The organism is Caloranaerobacter longqiensis (genome assembly GCF_050286925.1).
Taxonomy (GTDB): Bacteria; Bacillota; Clostridia; order Tissierellales; family Thermohalobacteraceae; genus Caloranaerobacter.
The window spans coordinates 403,649-417,209 of record NZ_JBFWFX010000001.1 but is presented as its reverse complement, the minus strand read 5'-3'; the positions used below and the strand labels follow the sequence as shown (position 1 = coordinate 417,209).

Here is a 13,561-nt window from a genome sequence, read left to right as displayed (position 1 = left end):
TAACAAATTAACTTATAAAAATACTTCTTTTATTTTTACAGGTGATGCTGAAAAGGATTCAGAAGAAGAAATGATAAAGCTAGGTTATGATTTAAAGGCAGATGTTTTAAAAGTTGGGCATCATGGTGGCAGAACTTCAACGAATTATGAGTTTTTAAAAAGAGTTAACCCTAAATTTGCAGTCATATCAGTTGGGAAAGATAATGATTATGGACATCCTCACAAAGAGGTTTTAGAAAGATTGGCTAAAATGGGGATAAAGGTATTTAGAACTGATGAATTAGGAACTATAATTGCAACTTCTGATGGGGACAATATTAAATTCAATAAGAAACCTTGTGAGTTTGATTTGAAAGATGATAATTCAACAGATACAAATACAAGCAATATAAATAGTGTAAATACAAATAATGATTCAAAAACTACTGAAACTAACACAGCTATTAATACTAATGTTGATAAGAATACTGTTGCTAAAACTAGTGTTGTTATCAAAAGCATAGATTTGAGCAAAGAAATAGTTATAATACAGAATACTACTAATAAAGATATAGACATGACTGGCTGGAAGTTAGTAAGCGTTATTGGTAATCAAACATATTACTTCCCTACCGGTTACATTTTAAAAGCAGGAGCTACAATTACAATTGCGAGTGGTAAATCTACAGGTGATTTAAAATGGACAAGCAAGAATATTTGGAACAATAAAGGAGACACAGGGATTTTATATGATAAAAAAGGTAATGAGGTATCACGTAAATAAATAAAATGGGTGGCAAGCTGCCACCCAAGGTATGATATACTAAAATTAATAAATGAATAATATTTTGCAACAGTTAACATTCGCTACAGTAGATGAATGCAGTAAAACTTTATTGAAAGCAGGAGCAAACAAGGTTTATGTACTTACACTAGCTACTGCATAAGCACATATATAATATTTTATCTGGGGGTGATATTATGAATATTAGAAATTGTTCAAAGTGTGGGAAAATATATGTATATGATGGGATTAATAAATTATGTCCTAAGTGTAGAAAAGAAGAAGAGGAAGAATTTAGAAAAGTAAAAGAGTATATATATGATCATCCAGATGCAAATATACAAATAGTATCTGAAGAAACTGGCGTACCTGTAAAAAAGATACTTAGATATCTAAGAGAAGGCAGATTAGAATTAAAGGATGAGCACAATAATCTGATATTAGCTTGTGAGAGATGTGGAAAACCTATCAAAACAGGTAGGTTTTGTGATAAGTGTGTGGTAGAGTTGCAACGAGAATTAAAGAGTTCTGTAGCTAAAAGAGATAATATTAGAAAAAATAAAGAAAAAGATAAAATGTATATTGCAGAAAGGTATAAAAAATAATCTAAAGTAATACCCCATCCTTACCGATAATAGAAGTAGAAAATAAGGATGGGGTGTTTTTTATGAAAATAATTAATAATAATATCTATAAAGCTTTGAAATTGTATAATAGCCAGAAACAAATTAAAGATAAAAAAACATCAGCTAAAGCTGAGAAAAAAGATAAATTGAGCTTGTCTAACAAAGCAATAGAATATCAAATTGCTATGAAAGCATTGAGGAATGTACCTGATATTAGAAAAGACAAAGTTGAGGAGATAAAGAGACAGATAGAAACTGGAACTTATAAAATAGATTCTAGCAAAATTGTTGAGAAGATGTTTGAAAATGTTAATATTGACAAGAGAGTTTAATAGGTGGTGTAAAAAGTGGAGAAATTAGTTAACGATTTAAAAGAGATTTTGATTGAGGAGTTAAACTTATATAAACATATGTTAGAGTTATCTATAAATAAGACGGAAATTATCACTTCGGGTCAAGTACGTGAATTAGACAAAATAACACAAAAGGAGCAAGCATTGATATTAAAGGCAGGTAGATTAGAGGATATAAGAGAGAATATTATATCAAAAATTCAAAATGAATTGAAGTTGAATGAAATTAAAAACATATCAAGGCTTGTTGATTATTTGAGTGAAGAGCAGAAAAAAGAAATAGAAGATATAAAGCAGCAGTTAATTGATGTGCTTAATAGACTTAAGGAGAGAAATTCACTTAATAGTACTTTAATAAAGGATTCTTTAGAGTATATTAACTTAAATGTAAATCTTTTGACTAATGCTTTGTCTAGTAATATTTATAGTGATAAGGTAAATAAGGATGATGTACTGCAAAGTAAAAACATTTTTGATGCGAAAGTTTAGGGGGTACTTTTATGCGTTCGACTTTTTCAGGCTTGTCAATAGCCATATCAGGTTTATATGCGAATAAAAGATCATTAGATGTAACATCCCACAATATAGCTAATGTAAATAATCCTAGTTATGTAAGACAGCAGGTTATTCAATCTACTGGTAAATATTTTAATCTTCCAGACGGTTTTCAGATAGGTTCAGGAGTAACAATACAGCAGATTAGGCAAATAAGAGATGAATTTTTAGATTTAAAATATAGATTAGAGTCCGGAAAACATGGCTATTGGGCTGCTAGAAATATGGTATTTGAGCAGGTACAAGGAATTTTGAATGAGCTTTCTAATAGTGGACTTCAAAGGGTTATGGATCAGTTTTGGAACGGTTGGGAGGAACTTTCTAAAAATCCAGACAATCTTACAATAAGAGGCTTGCTTAAAGAGAGAGCAATAGCTTTTATAGAAACTGTAAACCATTTGGGTCAGCAGATTGATAATTTGCAAATTAATCTTAACAGAGAGATAGAGATAAAAGTTAAAGAGATAAACGATATAGCTAAAAGAATAGCTAAATTAAATGAAAATATTTTGATTTATGAAGTGAAAGGATACAAGGGGAATGATTATAGAGACGATAGAAATGCTTTATTAGACAGACTATCAGAACTTGTAAATATAGAGTATAATGAAGAGGCTAATGGTGTAGTTAATGTTTCTATTGGTGGGAAAATGCTAGTAAACGGAAGATTTTATAGTGAAATAGAGACTAGAAAAAATGGAAGTGCATTTGTAGATATATTCTGGAAAGATATCTCTGAAAAAGTAAATATAGAAGATGGAGAACTTTTAGGACTTATTCATTCAAGAGGAGATGTTCAAACAACTATATTAGCTGAAGGAAATGGTACTGTAAATAAAGAGGTAGATGTGGTTATTGCAGTGGATATAACTTCTTCAAACATGACTGAAATAAATAGTATGATTAATGAATATAAAGATGATTTAAAAAATAGAGGACTTGAACCAAGATTTAAGTTGGTTACATTTGGGGATGGTTCTGTTAAAGAGATTACAAATGGGTTTGTTGAAGCTGATAAATTTACTGCATCTTTATCACAGGCTGCAGAAGTCGGGAATGAAGATTTATCCGGCTTAATATCTAAAATAGAATCAATGGATGATTTTAGAGCAAATGCACATAAAAAATTAATAATTATTACTGATGAAAATATTGGAGGAACTTCAAACGTAATTCCAGATAATGAAATAACAAATTATGTTGACAGATTAAATAGATTAGATATATTTACAACTGTTATATCAGACTCTACATACCAGTATACTGGGGATATTGGAGAAGATGGTTGGGATAGTATAACTGATGGAACTTCAGGAAGATTCTTTAGTATAAAAGATATTACCAGAGATGATTTTGCTGAAAATCTTTCTCAGGAAACTACAAATACTGCAAGTAAATTTATGGGTAGAGTGAAAGACTTTTTAGAAATTATTCCTTTAATTAAAAAGAAACTAAATGCATTTGTAAATACAATAGCAAGAAATGTAAACTATATACATAAAAAAGGTAAAACTCTGCTTGGGACAGTTGGAGAAGACTTCTTTGTAGCTGTTAATCCAGATAAACCGATTGAAGCTGGGAACATTGCACTTAATTCTAACCTGGATACACTTAATAATATAGCTGCTTCACAATCTGGCGATAGAGGGGACGGAAGAATAGCAGAAAAAATAGCTCAGCTTAGGAACGAATACCTATTTGCCGATATGAATAGTGATGATTATTATAGGGATATAATATCGTCCATAGGAGTTGCAGCTAACGAAGCTACAGTAATGGAAGAAAGTCAGAAAATACTTATTAATCAGATAGATGATAAGAGAAAATCTATGTCAGCAGTATCTTTAGATGAGGAAATGGCAGATATGCTTAAATATCAGCATTCATATGTTGCAAATACTAGAGTTGTAAATGCAATAGATGAAATGATAGATAATATAATAAATAAAATGGGAGTTGTCGGAAGATAAGATGCTAAATGCATCTTATCTTCTGGATGTAAAATTTAAAATTCATTTTACGAAGGGACTGAGTAAAATGTCTGGTTGGGTAGGATTTAATACAGCAGTATCTGGACTTTTAGCAAGTCAAAAATCTTTATATACAACAAGCCACAATATTTCAAATGTAAATACTGAAGGATATTCGAGACAGAAGGTTTTACAAAAGGCAACTTCACCATTGGTATTGCCAGGGATAGGAATGTTAGGAACTGGAACTGAAATATACGATATAGTTAGGGTAAGGAATGATTATGTTGATTTTAAGTACTGGCAAGAAAATGCTCCAGCAGGGGAATGGGAAGTAAAAAGAGATACTTTAGTTGAAATAGAAAATGTATTTAATGAACCTTCAGATTCAAGCTTTAGGCAATATTTAGATGAATTTTTTGATGCATTAGAAACTTTAAGTACCGATCCTTCTAGTTATGCCCATAGATCATTAGTTAGAGAAAAAGCTGTAGCTCTTACAAGACATATTAATGAAACTGCTCAAAGACTTTATGCTCTGCAAAAGGAATTAAACTTTGCAGTCAGTACAAAGATAAAACAGGTTAATGATTTAGCTGGACAAATTAGAAATTTAAATGAACAGATATATGGACTTGAACTTGATGGTACTAAAGCTAATGATTTAAGAGATAGAAGAGCTTTATTAGTTGATAAATTATCTAAAATAGTAAACATAAATGTAAGTGAAAATAATGGGAAATTTACTGTATCAATTGGAGGAATGTCATTAGTGGATCATACTCAAGTTAATTTATTAAAAGACCCTCCAAATGTAATAGACAACATATATAATCCTAAGGAAAAATTAGCTTTGGTTCAATGGGAATTAGGAAATCAAGATGTAGTAATAGAATCTGGAGAGCTTAAAGGATTATTAGATTTAAGAGATGGTGATGGTATAGGGAATAATTATAGAGGTGTTGTATTTTATATAAAGAGATTAGACGAATTTGCTAAGAAAATTGTAGAAAAAATTAATGGAGTACATTCAAATGGCTATGGGTTAAATGGCTCACAAGGCACATTTTTATTTACTGCTAACGGAAAGAAAACTTCTGATTATCAAAATTTAAGTGAACTATTAGATGAAGTTAAAGCTGTTAATATATCGTTATCCGGTGATATTATATCTGATTTAGATAATATAGCTGCTGCTAAACAGCTTAATGGAGTAAATGCTAACGAAAATGTTTTAGAACTTATTGCATTGAGAGAGGATAAGACTTTTTTTGATAATACAACTCCACAAGGTACACCAGATGACTTCATAAAGGCAGTGTTGTCTAATCTTGCAGTTGATAGTCAGCAGGCTGGAAGAATGAATGAAAACCAAAGTGCAATTATGGATAATATTAAACAAAAGAGAGAATCAGAATCTGGAGTATCTATAGATGAAGAGATGTCTAATATGGTGAAATTTCAACATTCATACAATGCGGCTGCTAGGATGATAACCACAATAGATGCAATATATGAGGTAACAATCAACAGACTAGGACTTGTCGGCAGATAAATTTTTAAATGTTAAATATAAATTTCGAATAGTGAATGACGAACATCGAAAAGCGGTATCTTGAAAGGAGATTGATTATGCGTATTACAAATAATATGCTTATAAGTAATATGATGAGAAATTTAAATAATAATCTTAAGAAGATGGATAAGATACAGAAAAAGCTTTCTTCAGGAAAAAAATTTCAGCTTCCATCAGACGATCCAATTGGAGTATCTAGAAGTTTGAAACTAAATACTGATATTGCGAAAATAGAGCAGTATAAACGTAATTTAGATGATGCTGTGTCATGGCTTGAAATAACAGAATCAGCTATATCAGAAGTAGGAGATGTATTACAAAGAGCTAGAGAGCTTACAGTTCAAGCTGCAAATGGTACGAATGATATTGGCGATTTGAAACAGATATCATCTGAAATTGAACAATTAAAAGGTCATTTAATAAATATTGCAAATACTACATATGCAGGAAGATATATTTTTACTGGATTTAAAACTGATATGCCTTTGCTTGATGAAAATGGTTTTTACAAACCGAATGCGTTACAAAAAGATGAAATATCAAGATATAATGTTGGTGTATCAGATAATATAGAAGTTAACGTAGTAGGAGTTAGAGTGTTTGGTAAATTAGGAGCAGATTTAGATAGTCTTGATTTTAATACAGATGTAACGAATTCAGATCAAAGTTATTTAATAGCTATGTTTGACAGTTTAAAAACGGCTTTAGATAATGGAGATACAGATACTATACAAAAAACACTAGGAAGAATAGATAAAGTTATAGAAAATCTATTATCTGTAAGAGCAGATATAGGAGCTAAAATGAATAGACTTGAATTAACTAAAAAGAGACTTGAATCTCAATCAATTAACTTTACTAAGTTGTTAGCTGAAAATGAAGAAGCAGATATTGCAGAAGTTATTATGAACCTAAAGATGAACGAAAATGTATACAGAGCATCACTATCAGCAGGTGCAAGAATAATACAACCAACACTTGTCGACTTTTTAAGGTAAATTAATTTACCTTAAAAAGTCGAATTGTAAATGTTAAATATTAAATTGATACTAAAAAGAGAAGTAAATTATTATTTAAAATTTAAAATTGTTTTTTCGGAGGGTAGAAAATGCCACTTCAAATAACTACTACAAAAGCAATGATACAAATTAATATAATAAATGGGAAGATGAGTATTCGTCAGCCTAGAGGAGAGCAAAGTATACATACAACTATGCCGAAGGTTAAAATAGAGAGTGAAAAACCTAAAGTCATTATAGACCAGTCTCAGTGTTTTGCTGAAGCTGGTCTTAAAAATTATTTAGATTTAACTAGAGAAGCTGCAAGAATTGGCCGCCAGAAAGTACTAGAAGGGATTGCAAGAATAGCAGAAGATGGAGACAGAATGGCACAAATAGAAAACGGTGTGCCCCCAGCCATTCCTGAGTTAGCGGAAAAGAATGCATGGGAAGAACTGGATTATAATATAGATTTTATTCCTAAATCAAGACCTAAAATAGATGTAAAGGGAAGTTTGAAAATAGATTGGGAACTAGGGAAAGTAAATATAGATTACAAGGTAAATAAACCGATTATTAATTTTCAAAGAGGAAAAGTAGAAATATATCTTAAACAAAAACCTAGTATAGAGATAAGGTATGTAGACGTGAAAGTATAAATAAATTTAAAATTGAAAATATAAAATGCAAAATGCAAAATTGATTTGATCGCTATTTGTTAAATTAAAGACTAAATTAAAGACGAAGAACGGAAGACGAAAGAAAGATGAAAAGCGAAATTTGATTTCTTACTAAAAGGAGGAACAAAAATGTTACTCAATACCAAACATTTCGGGCAAATAGAAATTGACGAAAATAGCATAATTACATTCCCAGATGGATTATTAGCTTTTGAAAAGCAGAAGAGATTTACAATAATAAATAACCCAGATGAAGAAATACCATTTAAATGGCTTCAATCAATAGACAATCCCGACCTTGCCTTTGTAATAATAAACCCATTCCTTTTCAAAAGAGATTACGAATTCGATATTCCCCAATCTGTTGTTGATAAGCTTGATATAAAAGAAGAAAAAGATGTTTTAGTATATTCAATAGTTGTTGTGCCGGAAGATATAACGAAAATGACAGCAAATTTAGTAGGCCCTATAATAATCAATTCAAAAAATAAACTAGGAAAACAAATAATATTAGACGATAAGAGATATACTACTAAACATCTAATATTAGATGAACTTGGCAAGTCGAGTCAGGAGGTATAAGTATGCTTGTACTGACCAGAAAGAAAAATGAGAGTATAGTTATAAATGGGGATATCGAAATTGTTGTAGTAGAAATAGGGGATGGCAAAGTTAAACTTGGTATAAAAGCACCTAAAAATATAGAAGTACATAGAAAAGAAATTTACGAAGCCATTCAAAAAGAAAACAGAAAAGCTGCTAATATGCATAATATTGATTTTGGAGTTTTAAAAGGGATATTAAAAAAATAGGAATATAAATGGTATAATGAGATTAGGGATTTTAATAAAGATTAAAATTAAAGGCAGGTGAGAAAATATGGAAAACGAATTATTATTAGCAATTAAAAACATACTAAAGGAAGAATTAGAGCCTATAAAATCAGATATATCAAGTATTAAATCAACACTTGACGAACATACAAGAATACTTAACGAACATACGAAGAAACTTGATGAGCATACAAGAATACTTGATGAGCATACAAGAATACTTGATGAACATACTAAAATACTTGACGAACATACTAAAATACTTGATGAACATACGAAGAAGCTTGACGAACACACACAAATTTTAAGGGCATTAGAACATTCAGCACAAGTTAACAAAGCAGAACATGATAGTATTATGAATGATATAGCACATATTAAAGGAGAAATTGAAGGGTTGAGAAAAGATATGACTAATGTTGAACTTATAACTGCAAGTAATTGGGCTGATATAGCAAAGCTTAAATCTGTAAAATAAATGTGTAATATGGATTTAAATAATAGGAACCGGCAAATGAGTCGGTTAATTTTTTTCTCAAAAATTTTTCAAAAAACGCTAAAGTCGGACAAGTACCTGCCGATAATTATAGTGAGAAGAAAAAAGTTTCTCTACGGGCGGCCGACGTAGAGAATTTAGGCATGGATGCCAAAAAATAAAAAATTCAAGGAGGAGAAAAATATGAGAATTAATCACAACTTAATGGCTTTAAATGCTCATAGACAATTAAAAATCAATACTAATGCTCAAGCGAAATCATTAGAAAAATTATCTTCAGGTTTTAGAATTAACAGAGCAGGAGATGATGCAGCAGGATTAGCTATTTCAGAAAAAATGAGAGCTCAAATTAGAGGATTACAACAAGCATCAAGGAATGCTCAAGACAGTATTTCATTAATTCAAACTGCTGAAGGTGCATTACAAGAAACTCAAGCAATACTACAAAGAATGAGAGAATTAGCAGTACAAGCAGCTAATGATACAAACGTAACTGCTGATAGAAGTGCAATAGCTCTTGAGATTCAGCAATTAGAAACAGAAATCAACAGAATTGCTTCTCAAACAGAATTTAACAAGCAAAAATTATTGACAGGTTCATTTAATAATAAAACATTCCAAATCGGTGCTAATAAAGGACAGACAATTACATTATCAATAGCAACAATGACTGCAGGAAAATTAGGAGTATCAGGTATAAATGCTAAAATGTCAAATGCTGCTAGTGCTACAGCTGCAATAGATACAATTAATACTGCAATAGAAACAGTATCAAAAGAGAGAGCAAAACTTGGTGCAAATCAAAACAGATTAGAGCATACAATTAAGAACTTAGATACTGCTGCTGAAAACTTACAAGCAGCTGAATCAAGAATTAGAGACGTAGATATGGCTAAAGAAATGATGGAATTTACTAAGCAAAACATCTTAAATCAAGCAGCTCAAGCGATGTTGGCTCAAGCTAATCAAGCACCACAAGGAGTACTTCAATTATTAAGATAATAACAAAAACTCACGATACTATGTATCGTGGGTTTTTATTATTATATACTTAAAAAATTGACGAAGTATGTCGATAATATATTTAGAAAGACTTCGAGGTGGTTAAATGGAAAATCGAATTTATCAAAATAATGTTTCAGTTTTAAAAGAAGTTTATGGAGAGAATATTATAGATATTCTTTCAGATGAATGTGATGAAGGAGTTATTGTTGAAAAAGCGAAAGATGGAAATTATACTTTAAAGATTGTTATTGATGGACAATCAAGATATATAACAAGCAAGTATGCTCCGTTAAGAGAGGCAAAAAAGTTTGTGGATAATATAAGAGATTATGATTATGAAACTTTATTTATAGTATTTGGTATGGGACTTGGATATCATATTGTTGAGTTAAGTAAATTACTGGGTGATAACAATAAGATACTTGTAATAGAGCCTAGTATATCTGTTTTTAAAAAATCAATAGAGCTTAGTGATTGGACAGATTTGATGAAAAAAGAGAAGGTTTTCTTTTTTATAGGAAAAGATATTGAGCTTATAAGTCAGTTTTATGATAGGCATATTAATGAATTAAATGTAAGTAACATTGAGTTTTTAGTATTTTCTCGATACGATAAATTTTTTCCCCAAATTTACAAAAAAGCAGCAAAAAAGTTAAAAGAGTGTATAGAGGATATTCAAGTTTCTATTTATACTTTGAAATATTTTTCTAATGAATTAAATAATAATCTTTTTAGAAACTTAGAAGAGATTATTAAAGGAAATGATGTTAAACTTCTGAAAGATAAATTCAAAGACGTACCAGCTATTATTGTATCTGCTGGACCGTCATTAGATAAAAACATAAAAGAGCTTAAAAAAGCGCAGGGGAAAGCAGTAATTATTGCTGGTGGAAGGACTTTGAAACCGCTATTGGATAATGGTATAAAACCTGATATAGTTGTATCATTAGATCCTGGGAAAGGTGCTTATGAAGTAATAAAGGAGAATTTGGATAAAGAGTTTCCTTTGGTTACTACTGTTATATCGCAAAGTGATATTATTCGTGAATATAAAGGAAAAAAGTATTTTTCAAACGTTCTAGAGTGTGTAGAGTTAATAAATTATCTAATATACAAAAAAATAGATAGAATCTCTCAAGGTGGTTCTGTTGCAAATATGTCTTTAAGTCTTGCTGACTATATGGGATGTAATCCGATAATATTGATAGGACAAGATCTTGCATATACAGATGGAAAAATTCATGCACAGAATTCTACCTATGAATTTGATGGCAATAATGAAAATTTAGGTAAAGATCTAATAGAAATAGAAGATATTTATGGCAATAGAGTTTATACAAGCAAAGTGTGGCTATCTTTTTTAAGGTGGTTTGAATTATATATTCGAAAAAATACCGAAAAAGAGTATATTGATGCTACAGAAGGAGGGGCTAAAATAAAGGGTACAAAAATAATGACTCTCAAAGAAGCAATAGAAAAGTATTGTACTGAAGAAGCAAACATTGCAGAAAGGTTTTTAAATACAGACGATAGCCATTCAGATTGTGAAAAAATTACTTATTCATTGAAGAGATTGAAAGAACTTAGAAAGAATTTAATGAAAGTCAAGAAAAAATCGATGTTGGGGATTAAATTTAGTAAAAAAATGCTTGAGTATTACAGAGATAATAAGGAGCATGATATAAATAATATTTTAAAAACATTAGACGAGATAGATGAAGATATTAAGAAATATAAACTGATGACTATGGGGATATATCATTTAATTTCTCCAGTATTGCTTCAAATATATCATAAAAAAGAATTTCGAGAAAATACAAATGAAACGGAAAAAGAAAAAGGTATCAGATTGGCGAAAAAAAGTTATGCATTATATGAAGGTATAAAGGATTCTATTGAACAGGTGATACCTTTGATAGATGAATGTATAGAGGATTTTGAACAATATGAAAGGAGTATGTAATTATGAACAAACGAGAACAGATGAAGGAAGTATTAAAAGGTCTATACATATATTTAGGAAGGCTAATACCTGGCATTGCAAAAACGGCAGAGTTATATCAAGGAGGTAATGAAGGTAAGGCAAATGAAAATATGATTGATATTATAGATGGCATAAATTGGATTATAGAGGGTATAACAGTTACTTCTGAAATACAGAAAGAAAAAATAAATATTACAGATATGAATGAACATTTTGACGAAATGGTTCAAGCGTTTGAAAACAGCGATTATGTGCTTTTAAGTGATTTGCTTGAATATGAAATCGTTCCGATTCTTGAAAAATGGAAGGAAAAGATATCTGTTTCGATTGGAGTGTGAAACATGAAGTTTTTTAAGGATAATTTGGATTTAATCAAGAAGAATGATGATATTTTATATAAAAAGCTTTTAGAGTTGAATATAGACAATAAAAGCTATACTGTAATTGAAACTAAAAATGGGAAATATACGCTTAGAGTCAGAGACTATGACGGTATAAGGGAAACAGTTACACTTCTTCATAGTAAATACAATCCAGAGAGAGAAGCGGCAAGGTTTGCTAATGTGCAGTTTAGTGAAAAGTCAAAGATTAATATTATCTATGGATTTGGACTTGGGTATCATATAGAAAAAATATTAGAAATATTAGATATAGACGATATTCTTTATGTAGTAGATTTAAATTTGGAAGTATTAAAAATCGCTCTCAAGCTTAATGATTTAAGACATATTTTGTCAGACAAGAGGCTAAAACTTATTATTTCAGATGATGAAAAATGGGTTGCTAAAAAATTTAAGACTTTATTATCAGAGGAGAACAAATTTGTAATATATCCACCTTCTATTAAAACAATACCCAATAAATATCCATATTTTAAATTTCTTATAGAAGATTGGAATATGAAGAAGAGTATAACTGAAAAATGGACAGAACTTTTAAGAGATAATTTTGAAAAAAATAAAAAAATAGTTTGTGAGAACATAGGTGTTTTGTTTAATAGTTATAAAAATAAGCCTATTATAATTGTTTCAGCAGGACCTTCTTTAAACAAAAACAAGCATTTGCTTAAAAAGATTAAAGGGAAAGCATTTATATTTTCGGTAGGTTCGGCATTAAAACCTTTACTTAAGGTTGGAGTAAAACCTGATATGTTTTGTATTATAGACCCACAACCTATAACTTATAAACAAATAGAAGGATTTGAAGATTTAGACATACCTTTAGTTTTTTTAGATACGGCAAGTGCTTATACAGTTTCTAAATATAAAGGGCCTAAGTATGTAGCAATAAACAGAAGTTCAAAATTAGACAACCCAGAATATTTAATAGACACAGGTGGTTCAGTAGCTACCGCTGTTATGGATATGGCTATAAAGTTTGGAGGCAATCCTATTGTATTTATAGGACAGGATTTGGCATTTACAAACGGAGAGCACCATGCAGATGGGAATATGTATGGGGAAGAAGAAAAGGTAAAATCTCTTCCAAATATGAGAAAAATAAGAGGGCAAAATGGTGAGATTTTAGATACTACACTTGGATTGTTAAGTTTTAAATACTGGATTGAGAACAAGATAAAAGATAATCCGCATATTGAGTTTATAAATGCCACAGAAGGTGGTGCATATATAGAAGGCTGTAAACATATGAAATTACAGGAATTTATAGATAAATATATAATTTAAATTACCTTTAATTGAATTAGAAAATTTAATAAATAAG

General features: G+C 30.1%; 15 protein-coding genes. All 15 read left to right on the top strand.

Going from position 1 to position 13,561, the window contains the following annotated elements; all coding sequences use genetic code 11:
• On the top strand, positions 1-763 hold a 763-nt coding region (locus AB4Y15_RS02115; protein ID WP_427338126.1), incomplete at its 5' end, for a lamin tail domain-containing protein.
• 197 nt (positions 764-960) lie between these two features.
• Positions 961-1,368, top strand: coding sequence for a TIGR03826 family flagellar region protein (locus AB4Y15_RS02110; RefSeq protein ID WP_427338124.1), 408 nt, complete (start codon positions 961-963; stop codon positions 1,366-1,368).
• A gap of 62 nt (positions 1,369-1,430) precedes the next feature.
• On the top strand, positions 1,431-1,721 hold the full coding sequence (flgM, locus tag AB4Y15_RS02105) for a flagellar biosynthesis anti-sigma factor FlgM (protein WP_427338122.1): 291 nt from the start codon (positions 1,431-1,433) through the stop codon (positions 1,719-1,721).
• Positions 1,722-1,736: 15 nt separating this feature from the next.
• Positions 1,737-2,231 carry a flagellar protein FlgN gene (locus AB4Y15_RS02100; RefSeq protein ID WP_427338121.1) on the top strand — a complete coding sequence of 165 codons (495 nt, stop codon included), beginning with the start codon at positions 1,737-1,739 and terminating at the stop codon, positions 2,229-2,231.
• Positions 2,232-2,242: 11 nt separating this feature from the next.
• On the top strand, positions 2,243-4,267 hold the full coding sequence (gene flgK, locus AB4Y15_RS02095) for a flagellar hook-associated protein FlgK (RefSeq protein WP_427338119.1): 2,025 nt from the start codon (positions 2,243-2,245) through the stop codon (positions 4,265-4,267).
• A 67-nt stretch (positions 4,268-4,334) separates the two neighbouring features.
• Positions 4,335-5,822: a flagellar hook-associated protein FlgK gene (gene flgK, locus AB4Y15_RS02090; protein ID WP_427338117.1), complete on the top strand. Its 1,488-nt coding sequence runs from the start codon at positions 4,335-4,337 to the stop codon at positions 5,820-5,822.
• A gap of 77 nt (positions 5,823-5,899) precedes the next feature.
• Positions 5,900-6,841 carry a flagellar hook-associated protein FlgL gene (gene flgL / locus AB4Y15_RS02085; protein ID WP_427338115.1) on the top strand — a complete coding sequence of 314 codons (942 nt, stop codon included), beginning with the start codon at positions 5,900-5,902 and terminating at the stop codon, positions 6,839-6,841.
• Positions 6,842-6,951: 110 nt separating this feature from the next.
• On the top strand, positions 6,952-7,500 hold the full coding sequence (locus AB4Y15_RS02080) for a DUF6470 family protein (RefSeq protein WP_427338114.1): 549 nt from the start codon (positions 6,952-6,954) through the stop codon (positions 7,498-7,500).
• 150 nt (positions 7,501-7,650) lie between these two features.
• Entirely contained in the window at positions 7,651-8,103 is a 453-nt protein-coding gene (fliW, locus tag AB4Y15_RS02075; RefSeq protein WP_427338113.1) for a flagellar assembly protein FliW, read from the top strand.
• A 2-nt stretch (positions 8,104-8,105) separates the two neighbouring features.
• Positions 8,106-8,333, top strand: a complete 228-nt coding sequence (gene csrA, locus AB4Y15_RS02070) for a carbon storage regulator CsrA (RefSeq protein WP_427338112.1) — start codon at positions 8,106-8,108, stop codon at positions 8,331-8,333.
• A gap of 67 nt (positions 8,334-8,400) precedes the next feature.
• The gene (locus AB4Y15_RS02065; protein ID WP_427338111.1) at positions 8,401-8,832 is read left to right on the top strand and encodes a hypothetical protein; all 432 of its coding nucleotides are present in this window, start codon (positions 8,401-8,403) and stop codon (positions 8,830-8,832) included.
• Positions 8,833-9,033: 201 nt separating this feature from the next.
• Complete coding sequence (locus tag AB4Y15_RS02060) at positions 9,034-9,852, top strand: flagellin N-terminal helical domain-containing protein (RefSeq protein WP_427338110.1); 819 nt, start codon at positions 9,034-9,036, stop codon at positions 9,850-9,852.
• A gap of 106 nt (positions 9,853-9,958) precedes the next feature.
• Complete coding sequence (locus AB4Y15_RS02055; RefSeq protein ID WP_427338109.1) at positions 9,959-11,818, top strand: motility associated factor glycosyltransferase family protein; 1,860 nt, start codon at positions 9,959-9,961, stop codon at positions 11,816-11,818.
• Between the two features lie 2 nt (positions 11,819-11,820).
• Positions 11,821-12,177 (top strand): DUF8042 domain-containing protein, encoded by a 357-nt coding sequence (locus tag AB4Y15_RS02050; protein WP_427338108.1) that lies wholly within the window; start codon positions 11,821-11,823, stop codon positions 12,175-12,177.
• Between the two features lie 3 nt (positions 12,178-12,180).
• On the top strand, positions 12,181-13,524 hold the full coding sequence (locus AB4Y15_RS02045) for a motility associated factor glycosyltransferase family protein (protein ID WP_427338107.1): 1,344 nt from the start codon (positions 12,181-12,183) through the stop codon (positions 13,522-13,524).
• Positions 13,525-13,561 lie beyond the last annotated feature (37 nt).